Raw genomic sequence first — 15,875 nt, 5'->3', positions numbered from 1 at the left:
TGCCAGCCTCGGCGCATGACCGCACCCGCCGCCGCCCGGGGCGCCACCAGCGAGGTCGGGCCGCTGCGGACGGTGTTGCTGCACCGGCCGGGCCCCGAGCTGCGCCGGCTGACCCCGCGGAACAACGACCAGCTGCTGTTCGACGGCGTGCCGTGGGTGCGCCGGGCGCAGGAGGAGCACGACGCGTTCGCCGCGGAGCTCACCGCCCGCGGCGTGGAGGTGCTGTACCTGGACCGGCTGCTGGCCGAGGTCCTCGCCGACCCCGCGGCGCGCGCGGAGCTGGTCACGGCCGCCGTCGAGGACCCGCGGCTGGGCGCGACGCTCAAGCGCACCACCGCCGCCCACCTGGCCGACCTCTCCCCCGAGGACCTCGCCCGCGCGCTGGTCGCCGGGGTGGCCCACGACGAGCTGCCCGGCGCCCGCGGCCTGTCCTGGGAGCTCATGGCGCGCGGCGACTTCGTCGTCCCCCCGCTGCCCAACCTGCTGTTCACCCGCGACTCGTCGGTGTGGGTGGGCGACCAGGTCGCGGTGACGTCGCTGGCGATGCCGGCGCGGCACCGGGAGAGCACCATCACCGCCGCGGTCTACGCCCACCACCCGCGCTTCGCCGGCGCCGAGCAGCTCTACGACGCCTCCCTGGAGCACCTCGAGGGCGGCGACGTGCTGCTGCTGGCGCCAGGGGTGGTCGCGGTCGGCGTCGGTGAGCGGACGACGCCCGGCGGCGCGGAGCGGCTGGCCCGCCGCGTCTTCGCACGCCGGCTGGCGCACACGGTGCTCGTCGTCCCGATCGCGCAGCAGCGGGCGACCATGCACCTGGACACCATCGCCACGATGGTCGACGTCGACGCGATGCTGGTGTACCCGGCGGTCGCCGGCTCGCTGGCCGCCTGGACGGTCACCGCCGGGGAGGGTGGGGCCGCACGGATGGCCGACGACGACACCACCGACCTCGTCGTCCGCGGCCCGGCACCGTTCCTCGAGGCCGCGGCCGCCGCGATGGGCATCGACCGGCTGCGGGTGATCGACACCGGTCTCGACCCGGTCACCGCCGAGCGCGAGCAGTGGGACGACGGCAACAACACCCTCGCGGTCGCCCCGCGGCTGGCGGTGGCCTACGAGCGCAACACCGTCACCAACGCCGCGCTCGAGGCGGCCGGCATCGAGGTGGTGCGGATCGCCGGCTCGGAGCTGGGCAGCGGCCGCGGCGGACCGAGGTGCATGTCCTGCCCCGTCGCCCGCGACCCGCTGTAGGGCTGCACCCCTCCCCTCGATTGGTACGGCCGTACCAGTTTCTGGTACGGTCGTCTCAATCGACGTGAGGAGGCCTGCAGTGGCGTGGGCGATGGTCATCGTGGCCGGACTGTTCGAGACGGCCTTCGCGGTCTCCCTGAAGCTGTCGGAGGGGTTCAGCCGGCTGGGGTGGTCGCTGGCGTTCATCAGCTCCGCCGCCATCAGCTTCGGCCTGCTGTCCTGGGCGCTGCGGAGCCTGCCGGTGGGCAGCGCGTACGCGGTGTGGACCGGCATCGGCGCGGCCGGGACGGCGATCGTGGGGATGGTCTTCCTGCGCGACCCGGTGACGACCCTCCGGCTGGTCTCGATCGCACTCATCATCGGCGGGGTGATCGGCCTGAACCTCTCCTCGTCGTCGGCCCACTGACCGTGGCCGCGACGGGCGGGGCGTCCCGGCCGGCGACGGCCAAGGGCGCGGCCCGCCGGGAGGCGATCGTGGCGGCGGCGGCGAGGCTCGTCGCGACGGAGGGCCCCGACGGGACGTCGCACCGCGCGGTGGCGGCCGCCGCGGGCGTCCCGCTCGCCGCCACCACCTACTACTTCCGCTCGCTCGACGACCTGCTCGTGGCCGCCGTCGAGCGCGCCGCGGACGACGAGCTGGGCCCCGTCACCGAACTGGTCGCCGCACTGCCCCGGCGGCGCACGTCGGCCGACCGGGTCGCCGGCATCGTCCTGGACGTCGTCCTCGGCCCCGACCGACTCGAGGACGCAGACCTCCAGGCCCACTACGAGCGCTTCCTCGCCGGCGGCCGGCACCCGGCGCTGCGGCCGGTCCTCCGGCAGACCCGACGTCGGGTGGACGCACTGCTCACCGAGGCACTGGACCGCTGCGGGCACGCCGGCGCCGACACGGCTCAGCTGGTCGCCGTCCTGGACGGGACCGTGATCTCCGCTCTGGTGGAGGGCGACGGCCGCGCCCGGGTCCGGGCCCGGGCGGCGGTCGCCGCCCTCCTCGAGAGCGACTCGTCGGCCTAGAGGCCCTGGGCGAGGCGGTGGTACGCGGCGCCCCAGCGCAGCTCCTTCGCCAGCGAGCGGCGGGTGGTGTCGGCGTCGATGAGCACCAGCTCGGTCGCGAACACCTCGGCCAGGTCGGTGAGCTCGTCGGCGCCGATCGCGGTGGAGAGCACCGTGTGGTGCGGGCCGCCGGCGGTCAGCCACCCCTCGGTCGCCGTCTCGAAGTCCGGCCGCGGCTGCCACACCGCGCGGGCCACCGGCAGGTTCGGCAGCGGCTCGTCGGGCTCGACGACGTCGACCTCGTTGGCCACCCAGCGGAACCGGTCGCCCAGGTCGCACCAGCCCACGACGACGCCCGCGCCCGGCGCCGCGGTGAAGACCAGGCGGGCCGGGTCCTCGCGGCCGCCGATCGACAGCGGGTGCACCTCGACCCGAGGCCGGTCGCCGGCGATGGTCGGGCAGACCTCGAGCATGTGCGCGCCGAGGATCTTCGGCGTCCCGGTGAGGTCGTAGGTGTAGTCCTCCATGAAGGAGGTGCCGCCGGGCAGCCCGGCCGCGGCGACCTTGAGGGTGCGCAGCAGCGCCGCGGTCTTCCAGTCGCCCTCGCCGCCGAAGCCGTAGCCGTCGGCCATCAGCCGCTGGACGGCGAGGCCGGGGAGCTGGCGCAGCCCGCCGAGGTCCTCGAAGTTCGTGGTGAACGCGGTGAAGCCGCCGTCCTCCAGGAAGCTGCGCAGCGCCGCCTCGATGCGGGCTTGGTAGCGCACGGCCTCGTGCCGCGGCCCGCCCGGGCGGGCGTCGTCGGCGAACTCGTACAGGTCGCCGTACTCCTCGACGAGGGCGTCGACGGCCTTGTCCTCGACGGCGTCGACCACGGCGACCAGGTCGTTGACGCCCCAGGTGTTCACCGACATGCCGAAGCGGATCTCGGCCTCGACCTTGTCGCCCTCGGTGACCGCGACGTTGCGCATGTTGTCGCCGAAGCGCGCCAGCCGCAGCGACCGGGCCGCATGGGCAGCGACCGCCGCACGCGCCCACGAGCCGACCCGGGAGCGCACCCGCGGGTTGGACACGTGGCCGGCCACCGTCGTGCGCGGCATGCGCAGCCGGGTCAGCACGAACCCGTACTCCCGGTCGCCGTGCGCGGCCTGGTTGAGGTTCATGAAGTCCATGTCGATCGTCGCCCACGGCAGGGCGGCGTCGGCCTGGGTGTGCAGGTGCAGCAGCGGCTTGCGCAGCGCGTCCAGCCCGCTGATCCACATCTTCGCCGGGGAGAAGGTGTGCATCCAGGTGACGACGCCGACGCAGGTCGGGTCCTCGTTGGCCGCGCCCATCGCCCGCCGGATCGCGGCGGCGTCGGTGAGGACCGGCTTCCACACCACCCGCACCGGCACCTCGGCGGCCTCGTCGAGCGCCGCGGCGACCCGCTGCGACTGCTCGGCGACCTGCTGCAGGGTCTCCTCGCCGTACAGCCCCTGGCTGCCGGTCAGGAACCAGACCTCGTGCCCCTCGAACGGGTCGGCAACCACGATGGGACCTCTCCTCACTGTCCGTAGACGTTCTGGTAGCGGGCGTACAGCGAGTCGATGTCCGACTGCGCGATGGGCAGGGGCTCGCCGAGCTGGCGGGACAGGTGCACCGTGCGGGCGACGTCCTCGGTCATGACCGCGGCCTTGACCGCCGCCTTGGCCGACGGGCCGATGGTGAAGACGCCGTGGTTCTGCATGAGCACCGCGGGCGAGCGCGAGTCGCGCAGCGTCTCGACGATGCCGCGGCCGATCGAGTCGTCGCCGATGAGCGCGAACGGGCCGATCGGGATGGGCCCGCCGAACTCGTCGGCCATCGCGGTGAGCACGCACGGGATCGGCTCGGCCCGCGCCGCCCAGGCCGTGGCGTAGGGGCTGTGCGTGTGCACCTGGCCGTTGACCTCGGGCAGGTGCCGGTAGACGTAGGCGTGCGCGTCGGTGTCGCTGGAGGGCTTCTTGACCCCGTCGACGGCGTTGCCGTCGAGGTCGCAGACGGTGATGCCCTCCCATGTCAGCTCGTCGTAGAGGACGCCGCTGCCCTTGATGACGAACAGGTCCTCGCCGGGCACCCGCTCCGACACGTTGCCGGAGGTCCAGGTGACCAACCCGTTGCGGGTCAGCTCGGCGTGGAGGGCGGCGACGTGCTCGCGCTGCGCGCGGTGGGTGCCCCGCTCGGTGCGGGGCTCGGTGGTGGTCATGCGGCCTGCTCCTCGGCGAGTGCGGCGGACGTGGTCACGGACAGGGACTCACAGGCATGTCACGGCGGCCCGCTCGACCGGGAGCCCGGCGACGTACCGCTGCATGAACGCGTCGAAGCCGGCGACGTCGTCCGGCTCGGGCTCGGCGGTCTCCAGCGCCGCGCCGGCGAAGACCGTCGTGTCGAGGTAGTCGGCCAGGTCCTGCCCCGGCGAGCGGCGGGTGGCGAAGGCAGCCAGGACGGCGATCCCCCAGGCACCACCCTCGGCAGCGACGTCCCCGACGGACACCGGGGTGTCGATCGCGGCGGCCAGGAAGCGTTGCGCCACGCCCCTGGTCCGGAACAGGCCGCCGTGCGCGAACATCCGGTCCAGCCGCACGCCCTCGGTCTTCTGCAGGACGTCCATGCCGATCCGCAGCGTGGCCAGCGACGCGAACAGGTGCGTCCGCATGAAGGTGGCGAGGTCGAACCTGCTGTCCGGGGACCGCACGAACAGCGGCCGCCCCTCCTCGAGGTCGGTGATCGGCTCCCCGGAGAGGTAGTTGTAGGCCAGCATCCCGCCGCCGTCGCCGGCACCACCGAGCGCGGCGGAGAACAGGACCTCGAAGACCGCCGACTGGTCCACCTCGGAACCCAGCGCCCGGGCGAACTCGGTGAACAGACCGACCCAGGCGTTCACCTCGCTGGCCCCGTTGTTGCAGTGCACCATGGCCACCGGGTCGCCGGCCGGCGTGGTCACGAGGTCGAGTTCGCGGTGCGCCCGGGTGAGTTCGCGCTCGAGCACGACCATGGCGAAGATGCTCGTCCCGGCGGAGACGTTGCCGGTGCGCGGAGCGACCGAGTTGGTGGCGACCATCCCCGTGCCCGCGTCACCCTCGGGTGGGCAGAGCGGGATGCCGGGCCGCAGCCGCCCGGTCGGGTCGAGCAGCTGCGCGCCCGCCTCGGTGAGCTCGCCGGCCGGCTCGCCGGCGGACGCGATCCTGGGCAGCAGGTCGGCGAGGGTCAGCTCGACCCCGGCCTCGGCGGCCAGCTGGTCGAACCGGTCCAGCATCGGAGCGGAGTAACCGCCGGTACCGGCGTCGATCGGGAACATGCCGCTGGCGTCGCCGATGCCGAGGACCTTCTCGCCGGTGAGCTGCCAGTGCACGTAGCCGGCCAGGGTCGTCAGGTGGTCGATCCGGCCGACGTGGTCCTCGCCGTCCAGGATCGCCTGGTAGAGGTGCGCGACGCTCCACCGGTGCGGGATGTTGACGCCGAACTCCGCGCTGAGCCGCTCCGCTGATCGACCCGTGTTCGTGTTGCGCCAGGTGCGGAACGGCGTGAGCAGCTCACCGTCCACGTCGAACGCCAGGTAGCCGTGCATCATCGCCGACACGCCGAGCGCGCCGACTCCTGCCAGCTCGACCCCGTGGCGTCGCTGCACGTCGTCCGCCAGAGCCGCGACACTCTGCTGCACCCCCGCCCAGACGGCCTCCAGCGAGTACGTCCACCGCCGCTCGACGAACTGGTTCTCCCAGTCGTGGCTGCCGACCGCGAGCGGAGCGTGGTCCGGGCCGATGAGGACCGCCTTGATCCGGGTCGATCCCAGCTCGATCCCCAGGGCCGTGCGACCTCCGGTGATCGCCTCGCCGACGTCCATCGTCATCTCCCGCGACCCTCCCGCCGCAGCGCGGTGTCCGGCATGCGTTCCTCCTCCGCCCGGCGGCCACGACGACGGTCGCGTCGCCGCCGGGATGTTAGCGCTAACAGGGACTGGCGTCACACCCCGGCGGGTGTGCTCCCCACCGGGACCGGGCCGGTGCTGGACCGGATGAGCAGGACCGGCGGGACCGGCTGCAGGTGCAGCTCCCGTCCGGCCAGCCGGGCGAGCACGAGCTCCACGGCCCGGCGGCCGAGCTCGGCGAAGTCCTGCCGCACGGTGGTCAGCGGTGGGGTCAGGTAGGGGGCCTCGGGCAGGTCGTCGAAGCCGACCACGCTGACGTCGCACGGCGCCTCGAGGCCCTCCTCGTGCAGCGCCGCGAGCAGGCCCAGGGCCATCTGGTCGTTGGCGAGGAAGACCGCGGTGATGTCCTCACCGGCGCGCTTGCGGGCAGCCAGCCGGCGGCCGGCCTCGTAGCCCGAGGACGGCGTCCAGTCGCCGTGCAGGCACTCCGGCGCGGGGGCCCCCACGGCGGCCAGCTCGGTGCGCCAGCCCTCGACCCGGTCCCGGGCCTCCTTGGAGTCGGCGGGGCCGGTGACGTGGTGGACGGTGCGGTGGCCGAGGTCGAGCAGGTGCCGGGTGGCCAGCCGGGCACCGGCGACCTGGTCGACGCCGACCGCGGGCTCCTCGAGCGCCCCGCCGCTCTGCACCGTGACCAGCGGCAGCGGGGTGTGCACCTGGTGCAGCGCCTCCACGGCGTCGTCGTAGGTGGCCAGCGCCAGGACGGCGTCCACCGACTGGGCCGTGAAGCGGTCGAGGGCGTCGCGCATCGCCTCGGCGGTGGCCTCGTCGAGCACGGTGACGCCGAGCGAGTAGCCGGCCGCCCGCGCCGCCCGCTCCAGCCCGACCAGGGTCTGCGCCGGGCCGTACTGGTTGATGTTCACGGCGACGAACCCGAGCGTGCGGGTCGAGCCGGTGACCAGCGCCCGCGCGGCGGTGTTGGGCCGGTAGCCCAGCTCGCGGATCGCCCGCTCGACGCGCTCACGGGTCCGGGGTGCGACGTTGGGGTGCCCGTTGATGACCCGGGACACCGTCTGGTGGGAGACGCCGGCCCGGGCCGCGACGTCCGACATGACCAGCGCTCGGCTCGGCCCCTCGGGCTCCACCGTCACCCCTCCCCGTCGAGGAGCCGGCCCGCGGCCGCCTCGGTCGATGCCCTGTCGGGCGGCCCCGCGTGAGCTCCGCGGGGCCGCCCCCGGGGCGTCAGCGGGACGCGCCGGCGCGCCGCTTGTTGTAGACGTCGAAGGCCACGGCCAGCAGCAGCACCAGGCCCTTGACCACCGACTGGATGGACTGGTCGACGCCCATGAGCTGCATGCCGTTGCTCATGACGGCCATGATCAGACCACCGACCATGGCGCCGACCACCGTGCCGACGCCACCGGTGACGGCGGCACCGCCGATGAACGCCGCGGCGATCGCGTCGAGCTCGAACATGTTGCCCGCGCTGGGCTGCGCGCCGTTGGACCGCGACGAGAAGACGACGCCGGCGACCGCGGCCAGGAAGCCCATGTTCACGAAGATCCAGAAGTTGACCGCCCGGACCTTCACCCCCGACAGCGTGGCCGCCGCCAGGTTGCCGCCGATGGCGTAGACCTGGCGGCCGAAGACCGTCCGGGTCGTGACGATGCCGTAGGTGATGATCAGCACGGCCAGGATGATCAGCACGATCGGCAGGCCGCGGGCGGTCGCCAGCTGCCAGGCGAAGGCCATGACCACCGCGCCGACGAGCACGATCTTGGCGACGAACAGCGGGAAGGACTCGACCGGCTGCTGGTAGCGGATGCGGGCGATCCGGCTGCGGTACTGGCTGACCGCGTACCCGGCGACCGCGATGCCGAAGACGAGCAGGGTGAACGCGTCGTAGCCCTGACCGCCGATGAGGCCGTTGAGGAAGCCGCTGGCGATCCGGCCGTACTCCTGGGGGAACGGTGACAGCGAGATGTTGTCGAGCACCTGCAGCGTCAGGCCGCGGAACAGCAGCATGCCGGCGAGGGTCACGATGAACGCGGGGATGCCGACGTAGGCGACCCAGAAGCCGTGCCAGGCGCCGATCGCGAGACCCGTCGCCAGGGCCGCCAGCACGCCCACCCACCACGGCATGCCCTGCCGGATGACCAGCACCGCCGAGACCGCGCCGGTGAGCGCCACCACCGACCCGACCGAGAGGTCGATGTGCCCGGCGATGATCACGATGACCATGCCGATGGCCAGGATCAGGATGTAGCTGTACTGCAGGACGATGTTGGTGATGTTGCCCGGGGCGAGCAGCGTCCCCCCGGTCAGCACGGCGAACAGCGCGATGATCGCCACGAAGGCGATGTAGATGCCGCTCTGCCGCAGGTTGCTCGTCAGCAGGGTGCGGACGTTGCTGGTGCCGGTGTGGAGGGCGACGGCGGGGGCGACGTCCTTGGGCGCGGTGGAGGACTGGGCCTCCGGCTCGGACGACGGCGGGACGGTCCTGGTCATGCCGCGAGCTCCTTCTCCTTGGTCATGAGCTCCATCAGGTTCTCCTGGGTCGCCTGGCCGACGGGCACCTCGCCGGTGATCCGACCCGCGGACAGGGTGTAGATGCGGTCGCAGATGCCGAGCAGCTCGGGCAGCTCGGAGGAGATGACCAGCACCGCCTTACCGGCCGCGACCAGCCGGTTGATGATCGTGTAGATCTCGTACTTCGCACCCACGTCGATGCCGCGGGTGGGCTCGTCGAGGATGAGCACCTCGGGGTCGGTGTACAGCCACTTGGACAGCACGACCTTCTGCTGGTTGCCGCCGGAGAGCTTGCCGACGACCGAGGCGACGCTGGGCGCCTTGATGTTCATGTCCCGGCGGTAGCCCTCGGCGACCTTGATCTCCTCGTTGCCGTTGACGAAGCCGTTGCTGGAGAGCTTCTCCAGGGCCGCGGCGGAGACGTTGCGCCGGATGTCCTCGATGAGGTTGAGGCCGTAGTGCTTGCGGTCCTCGGTGGCGTAGGCGATGCCGGCGTCGATGGCCTCGGCCACGTTGCGGGGCCGGACCTCCTTGCCGTGCACGTACATGCGACCGGTGATGTTCCGGCCGTAGGCGCGCCCGAAGATGCTCATCGCCAGCTCGGTGCGCCCGGCGCCCATGAGGCCGGCGATCCCGACGACCTCCCCGGCGCGGACGGTGAAGCTCGCCCCGTCGACGATCTTGCGTTCCTGGGTCGGGTGCCACACCGTCCAGTCCTCGACGCGCAGCACCTCCTCGCCGGGGTGCGACTCGCGCTCGGGGTAGTAGCTCTCCAGGTCGCGGCCGACCATCCCGCGGATGATCCGGTCCTGGGTGACCTCGCCGGCGTGCAGGCTCAGCGTCTCGACGGTCTTGCCGTCGCGGATGACGGTGACGTTGTCGGCGATGGCGGTGATCTCGTTGAGCTTGTGCGAGATCATGATGCAGGTGATGCCGCGGTCGCGGAGGCGGCGCAGCAGGTCGAGCAGGTGCGCCGAGTCGTTGTCGTTCAGCGCGGCGGTGGGCTCGTCGAGGATGAGCAGCCGCACGTCCTTGGACAGCGCCTTGGCGATCTCGACCAGCTGCTGCTTGCCGACGCCGAGCTGACCCACCGGGGTCACCGGGTTCTCGTCGAGCCCCACCGAGCGCAGCAGCTCGCCCGCCTCGGCGTTGGCCTTGTTCCAGTCGATGACCCCGAACCGGCCGCGCCGCTCGTTGCCCAGGAAGATGTTCTCCGCGATCGACAGGTACGGGACCAGGGCGAGCTCCTGGTGGATGATCACGATGCCCACGTGCTCGCTGTCGCGGATGCCGTTGAAGCGGACCGGCTGACCGTCGAAGACGATCTCGCCCTCGTAGCTGCCGGTCGGGTAGACGCCGGAGAGGACCTTCATCAGCGTCGACTTCCCGGCGCCGTTCTCGCCGCAGATGGCGTGGATCTCGCCTCGGCGGACCGCCAGGTTGACGTCCTCGAGGGCCTTGACGCCGGGGAAGGTCTTGGTGATGCCGCGCATCTCCAGGATGTAGTCCATGGGACCTCGTCGTCCTGTCGTCGGCGCCTCGTCGCTGGCAGAGGGCGCGCCGCGGATGGTGGGGAGAAGTGTGCGCCACCCCGTCGGGGTGGGCCAGGTCACGGGATGCCGGTCCCGCGTGGTGCCGGCCGGGCCCGACAGCGCTGCTGCCGGGCCCGGCCGGGCTCAGGGGCGAGCGGTCAGTCCGCCTGGCCGCTGGCGACCTCTTCCTGGGTCCAGTAGCCGGAGTCGATCAGCACGGACTGGATGTCGTCCGCGAAGACCGTCTCGACCGGGAGCAGGTAGGACGGGACGACCTTGACGCCGTTGTTGTACGTCTCGGTGTCGTTGGCCTCCGGCTCGTTGCCCTCGGCGAAGGCGGACGCGGCGGCGACGGCCTGCTCGGCCAGCAGACGGGTGTCCTTGAAGATCGTGGAGCTCTGGACCCCGTCGTTGATCAGCTTGACCGAGGCGATCTCGGCGTCCTGACCGGTCACGACCGCCATCGGGTTGGCGGCGTCGAGCGTCGGGCCGTAGCCGGCGTTCTGCAGCGCGGTGATGATGCCGCGGGAGAGGCCGTCGTACGGCGAGAGGACGCCGTCGACCCGGGAGCCGTCGTTGTAGGCGGAGGTCAGCAGGTCCTCCATCCGCCGCTGGGCGGTCTCCTGCTGCCAGCGCAGGATGGCGGCCTGCTCGATGTTGGTCTGGCCCGACTTGACGACCAGGGTGCCCTGGTCGATCAGCGGCTGCAGGACCGACATCGCGCCGTCCCAGAAGAAGAACGCGTTGTTGTCGTCCAGCGAACCGGCGAACAGCTCGACGTTGAACGGACCGGTCGCGGTGCCCGGCGAGCCGTCCTCGTTCTGCAGGCCGAGGCCCCGCAGCAGGGCGTTGCCCTGGGCGACGCCCACCTGGAAGTTGTCGAACGTGACGTAGAAGTCGACGTTCTCGCTGTCGCGGATGAGGCGGTCGTAGGAGATGACCGGGATGTTGTTGGACGCCGCGTTCTCCAGCTGACCCGAGAGGGCCGTGCCGTCGATCGCCGCGACGACCAGGATGTCGGCACCCTCGGTGATCATCTGGTCGATCTGCTGCGACTGCGTGGGGATGTCGTCGTTGGCGTACTGCAGGTCGACGGTGTAGCCCTCGCCCTCCAGCTGCTCCTTGACGTTGTTCCCGTCGGCGATCCACCGCTCGGAGGTCTGGGTCGGCATCGAGACGCCGATGGTCAGGTCCTCCGCCTCGGCACCCCCACCGCCGGCACCACCGCTGCCGCCGGCGCCCTCGCCGCCACAGGCCGCCAGGGTCAGCGCCATGCCGGCGCTGAGGGCGGCGAAGCCGAGCCTCTTGCTCACGTGATCTCCTCCTCGAGACTGCTGCGCGCTCGACCCGGCGCAGGCCCGCCCGTGGCGAGCGGCACAAGTGTGAGCGTTAACAACCCCGCGCCGTCAACCCCTGTTCGCCACTTCGGCGTCACGGTCTCGTAACGCTGGCCTGGCGGTCAGCCCCTTCGGGTGAGGTCGTCGGCGAACGGTGAGACCACGGCTACGCGGGGTCCACACGCGGAGGGGCACACCCCCGGCCCCCGTCCCGGGCCTGCGAAGGGGGGAGGACGGGGCGCTCCCTCAGCGCAGCGTGATCTGGCGGGAGAGCAGGCCGGCGCGGGCACGGCGCTCGTCGGCGGACAGCGGGCCGGTCGCGGCCATCGCCTCCTCCAGGCGCGCCTGGAACGCCGTGGCGGCGTCGGTCCAGTCGGCGGCCGGGGTGTCGGCGGGCAGGTCCCACACCGGCACGAGCAGCCCGTGCGCGCGGAAGGCCCCGGCGTACCGGGTGCCCTCGCCCAGCAGGATCTCGCCCGAGGCGCGCAGCCGGGCCAGCGCGTCGAGCAACTGCTCCTCCGGCTCGGGCCGCACCCACCGCAGGTGCGCCCGCTCGGCACCCGGCCGCACCCAGTAGGCGGCACCGAGGCCGGGGAGCAGCTCGGTCGGCAGGATCGCCGCGTTCGCCTGCTCCAGCCCGGCACGGGCCGCGGCGCCGGCCTCGACGCCCTCGAGCCAGAAGCCGAAGTCCTCGTGCACGGTGACCTGGAGCGGCGCCGTGGTGTCGACCAGCTCCTGCAGCCGGGGGCCGGCCGATCCGGCACCGCCGAGCGGACCCGGGTCGACCGGCGCACCGGCCGGCGCCTCGAGCGCGGCGGCCAGCGCCGTCCCGAGGTCGCGGCTGACGTCGTCGGAGGAGCCCTGGAGCTGGACGCCGAGCAGGATCTCGCCGTTGGCGCGGACCAGCGCCGGGGCGCCGCCGGGCAGCACGCTGGCGAGGGTGACGTCGCGCCCGTCCGTCGTCCGCAGCGGCGCGGTCGCCGCCGGGACCAGCTCGCGCAGCGCGACCCAGTGCTCCTCGCCGGGCAGCCCCTCGAACGGCCGGGTCACCGGTGGGGCGTAGCCCGAGCCGTGGCAGTGCTTGTACCGGCGGCCCGAGCCGCACGGACAGGGCGCCTTGGGGTTGGCGCCGCCGTCTGCGGCAGGGGCAGCGGGACGCTTGCGGGTCGCGGAGCGGGCCATGGGACGAGCGTAGGTGGCCTCCTCGCAGGGTCCCGCGGCGAGCCCGTCCCCTCCCTAGGCTGCTCCGGCGTGACACCTGCGGCTCCGCCGATCGACCTCACCGACCCCGCCGTCGTCGCCGACCCCTACCCGTCCTTCGCCCGCGCCCGGGCCCAGGCGCCGGTGCAGTGGCACGAGGGCCTGGGGCTGTGGCTGGCGTTCACCCACGCCGAGAGCAACGCCGTCCTGCGGGACCGCCGGCTGGGCCGCATCTGGCGTGACCGGGAGCCGGCCGAGCGCTTCGGCAGCTTCAACCTGGTCCACCGCAACGCGCTGCTGGAGATGGAGCCCCCGGACCACACCCGGCTGCGCCGCCTGGTCAGCACCGCCTTCGCCCGCGGGCACGTCGAGCGGCTGCGGCCCTGGGTGCAGCGGCTGGCCGGGGAGCTGGTCGACGGCCTGGTCGAGCGCTCCGGCGGCACCGAGCCGGTCGACGTCCTCTCCGGGATGGCCGAGGAGCTGCCGGTCGCCGTCATCGCCGAGCTGCTCGGCGTCCCGGACGCCGACCGGCCGCTGCTGCGGCCGTGGTCCAACGCGATCGTGAAGATGTACGAGTACGGCCGGACGGCGGCCGTCGAGGACGCCGCCGAGCGTGCGGCGGACCAGTTCGTCACCTACCTGCGCGGGCTGGCCGCCGAGCGCCGCCGCGCCCCCGGCGAGGACCTGCTCTCCCACCTGGTCGGCGTGCGGGACTCCGACGGCGACCGGCTCACCGAGGACGAGCTGGTCACCACCTGCGTCCTGCTGCTCAACGCCGGGCACGAGGCGACGGTCAACGTCAGCGGCAACGGCCTGCTGGCGCTGCTCGAGCACCCCGACCAGCTGGCCCGGCTGCGCGACGACCCCGGCCTGCTGCCGACCGCCGTCGAGGAGTTCATGCGGTTCGACTCGCCCCTGCAGCTGTTCGAGCGGACGGCCACCACCGACGTGCAGGTGGGCGGGGCCACCGTGCGCGAGGGGCAGAAGGTCGCCGCACTGCTCGGGGCGGCCAACCGGGACCCGGCGGTCTTCCCCGACCCGGACCGGTTCGACGTCGGCCGGACGGACAACCCGCACATCACCTTCGGGGCCGGCGTGCACTTCTGCATCGGCGCCCCGCTGGCGCGCGTGGAGCTGCAGGCGTCCTTCGGCGCCCTGCTGGAACGCACCTCCCGGCTGGAGCTCGGCGGGGAGCCGGTGCGCCGTCCGGAGTTCGTCATCCGCGGCCTGGCCGAGCTGCCGGTGGTGCTGTGCTGACTGCCGGCCTCCCACCGCGGCTGGGTGCCGTCCCCCGGCGCGGTGAGCCCGTCCCGGCCCTGGTCGCGGGGGCCTCCGGCCCCACTCCCCGGCCCGCCTCGCAGGGCGGCTCACCTGGGCAGTCGGTGTGGATCGTGAGCGCGGTCACTGGCACGATTCCGCCCATGCGCGGCCTCATGCAGGACTACCCCCTCACCATCGACGCGATCTTCCGGCACGTCGAGCAGCACTACGGCGACGGGACGATCGCCACCGCGGGCCCCGGCGGGATCACCCGGAGCACCTACGCGGAGTGGGCCGAGCGGACCCGCCGGCTCGGCGGCGTGCTCGACACCCTCGGCATCAGTGCCGACGGCCGGGTCGGCACCTTCGGCTGGAACAGCCAGCGCCACCTGGAGCTGTACTTCGCCGCGCCGAGCACCGGCCGCGTGCTGCACACGCTCAACATCCGGCTGTTCCCCGAGCAGCTGACCTACATCGCCAACCACGCCGAGGACGAGGTCGTCTTCGTCGACCGCACGGTGCTGCCGCTGCTGTGGCCGCTGGTCGACACGATGAAGACCGTCCGGCACGTCGTGGTCATGGACGACGGCGGCGACAACGAGATCCCCGACGACCCCCGCGTCTCCGACTACGAGACGCTGCTGGCCGAGGCCTCCCCGGTCGACTTCCACGTCACGGACGAGAACAGCGCCGCCTCGATGTGCTACACGAGCGGCACCACCGGCAACCCCAAGGGCGTCGTCTACTCGCACCGCTCGACGTGGCTGCACACGATGGGCGTGATGGCGCCCAACGCCTTCGGGCTGGGCATCCAGGACGTCGCGATGCCGGTCGTGCCGATGTTCCACGCCAACGCCTGGGGCATCGCGCAGGCCGCGCCGGCCGCGGGCGCCTCGCTGGTCATGCCCGGCTCGATGATGCAGCCCCAGGCGCTGGCCGACCTGATCGTGGACGAGGGGGTCACCTTCACCGCGGGCGTCCCGACGATCTGGCAGGGCGTGCTCCCCCACCTGGCCGGCCGGCCGCACAAGCTGCGCGACATCGGCTGCGGCGGCTCGGCGGTGCCCAGGGCGCTGAGCGAGGCCTACCGCGAGCAGGTCGGCCTGCCGATCCTGCAGGCCTGGGGCATGACCGAGACCCACCCGGTCGCCTCGTCCGGGGTCCTGCCGCGCCGGTACGCCGACGCCGACGACGAGACGAAGGCGGCCCAGCGCGCCCGCGCCGGCACGCCGTTCCTCGGGGTCGAGGCCCGCATCGTCGACGCCGAGACGCTCGAGCCGCAGCCGTGGGACGACGAGGCCACCGGGGAGCTGCAGGTCCGCGGCCCGTGGTGCGCCCAGGACTACTACAACCCGGACGCCGGTGTCGTGCTCTCGACCGAGGACGGCTGGATGCGCACCGGTGACGTCGCGGCGATGGACCCCTACGGCTCGATCCGGATCGCCGACCGCACCAAGGACCTCATCAAGTCCGGCGGCGAGTGGATCAGCTCGGTCGACCTCGAGAACGCGATCATGAGCCACCCGAAGGTCAAGGAGGCCGCCGTCGTCGGCGTCCCGCACCCGAAGTGGGACGAGCGGCCGCTGGCCTGCGTCGTCGTCAAGGAGGGCGAGACGATGACGGAGCAGGAGGTGCTCGACCACCTCCGGCCGCAGGTGGCCAAGTGGTGGATGCCCGACGCCGTCGAGTTCATCGACGAGGTGCCCAAGACCAGCGTCGGCAAGTTCTCCAAGAAGGACCTGCGCAGCCGCTTCGCGGAGTTCCCCGCGCGCGATTGAGCCTCCTCCTGAGGGGGTCCGTCCGCGCGAGCGGGCGGACCCCCTCGCCGCGTCACCCTTGGCGGGGATGCGAACACGCTGAGTCACCCCTGGTCATGACGTTACGGAAGCGTCC

Annotated in this window: 13 protein-coding genes; 5 read left to right on the top strand and 8 right to left on the bottom strand. The window is 72.9% G+C overall.

The genetic code is table 11. From position 1 onward, the window contains the following. The first annotated feature begins 15 nt into the window (after window positions 1–15). The 3 genes from BLS21_RS20765 (at window position 16) to BLS21_RS20755 (ending at window position 2,265) form a co-directional block, all read left to right on the top strand. Entirely contained in the window at window positions 16–1,251 is a 1,236-nt protein-coding gene (locus tag BLS21_RS20765; RefSeq protein ID WP_091223041.1) for an arginine deiminase, read from the top strand. A 79-nt stretch (window positions 1,252–1,330) separates the two neighbouring features. Further along, window positions 1,331–1,657, top strand: coding sequence for a DMT family transporter (locus BLS21_RS20760; RefSeq protein ID WP_091223038.1), 327 nt, complete (start codon window positions 1,331–1,333; stop codon window positions 1,655–1,657). A 2-nt stretch (window positions 1,658–1,659) separates the two neighbouring features. After that, a complete protein-coding gene (locus BLS21_RS20755; RefSeq protein ID WP_175479682.1) occupies window positions 1,660–2,265 on the top strand; it encodes a TetR/AcrR family transcriptional regulator in 606 nt (201 codons plus the stop codon). Here BLS21_RS20755 and araA read toward each other — a convergent pair. The 8 genes from araA to BLS21_RS20715 all read right to left on the bottom strand — a co-directional run bounded on the left by araA (window position 2,262) and on the right by BLS21_RS20715 (window position 12,704). After that, the gene (araA, locus tag BLS21_RS20750; RefSeq protein ID WP_091223034.1) at window positions 2,262–3,770 is read right to left on the bottom strand and encodes an L-arabinose isomerase; all 1,509 of its coding nucleotides are present in this window, start codon (window positions 3,768–3,770) and stop codon (window positions 2,262–2,264) included. The genes BLS21_RS20755 and araA overlap by 4 nt on opposite strands. A gap of 14 nt (window positions 3,771–3,784) precedes the next feature. Continuing rightward, the gene (locus BLS21_RS20745) at window positions 3,785–4,465 is read right to left on the bottom strand and encodes an L-ribulose-5-phosphate 4-epimerase (protein WP_091223032.1); all 681 of its coding nucleotides are present in this window, start codon (window positions 4,463–4,465) and stop codon (window positions 3,785–3,787) included. A gap of 48 nt (window positions 4,466–4,513) precedes the next feature. Beyond that, complete coding sequence (locus BLS21_RS20740; protein WP_091223030.1) at window positions 4,514–6,109, bottom strand: xylulokinase; 1,596 nt, start codon at window positions 6,107–6,109, stop codon at window positions 4,514–4,516. Between the two features lie 113 nt (window positions 6,110–6,222). Further along, entirely contained in the window at window positions 6,223–7,275 is a 1,053-nt protein-coding gene (locus tag BLS21_RS20735) for a LacI family DNA-binding transcriptional regulator (protein WP_245700629.1), read from the bottom strand. 91 nt (window positions 7,276–7,366) lie between these two features. Next, window positions 7,367–8,632 carry a multiple monosaccharide ABC transporter permease gene (gene mmsB / locus BLS21_RS20730; protein ID WP_091223029.1) on the bottom strand — a complete coding sequence of 422 codons (1,266 nt, stop codon included), beginning with the start codon at window positions 8,630–8,632 and terminating at the stop codon, window positions 7,367–7,369. Further along, the gene (gene mmsA, locus BLS21_RS20725) at window positions 8,629–10,164 is read right to left on the bottom strand and encodes a multiple monosaccharide ABC transporter ATP-binding protein (RefSeq protein WP_091223028.1); all 1,536 of its coding nucleotides are present in this window, start codon (window positions 10,162–10,164) and stop codon (window positions 8,629–8,631) included. The genes mmsB and mmsA overlap by 4 nt, the downstream gene beginning before the upstream one ends. A 179-nt stretch (window positions 10,165–10,343) precedes the next feature. Beyond that, a complete protein-coding gene (chvE, locus tag BLS21_RS20720) occupies window positions 10,344–11,498 on the bottom strand; it encodes a multiple monosaccharide ABC transporter substrate-binding protein (RefSeq protein WP_217636225.1) in 1,155 nt (384 codons plus the stop codon). 270 nt (window positions 11,499–11,768) lie between these two features. After that, entirely contained in the window at window positions 11,769–12,704 is a 936-nt protein-coding gene (locus BLS21_RS20715; protein ID WP_091223026.1) for a DUF5926 family protein, read from the bottom strand. A gap of 69 nt (window positions 12,705–12,773) precedes the next feature. Between BLS21_RS20715 and BLS21_RS20710 the strand changes: the two genes are divergently transcribed. Continuing rightward, window positions 12,774–13,979 carry a cytochrome P450 gene (locus BLS21_RS20710; protein WP_091223024.1) on the top strand — a complete coding sequence of 402 codons (1,206 nt, stop codon included), beginning with the start codon at window positions 12,774–12,776 and terminating at the stop codon, window positions 13,977–13,979. A 164-nt stretch (window positions 13,980–14,143) separates the two neighbouring features. Next, the gene (locus tag BLS21_RS20705) at window positions 14,144–15,760 is read left to right on the top strand and encodes a long-chain fatty acid--CoA ligase (RefSeq protein ID WP_091223022.1); all 1,617 of its coding nucleotides are present in this window, start codon (window positions 14,144–14,146) and stop codon (window positions 15,758–15,760) included. The last annotated feature ends 115 nt before the right edge of the window (window positions 15,761–15,875 follow it).

Source organism: Geodermatophilus siccatus (assembly GCF_900103785.1).
Classification (GTDB): domain Bacteria; phylum Actinomycetota; class Actinomycetes; order Mycobacteriales; family Geodermatophilaceae; genus Geodermatophilus; species Geodermatophilus siccatus.
The sequence above is the reverse complement of the archived record's forward strand: the minus strand, read 5'-3'. Positions and strand labels throughout refer to the sequence as shown.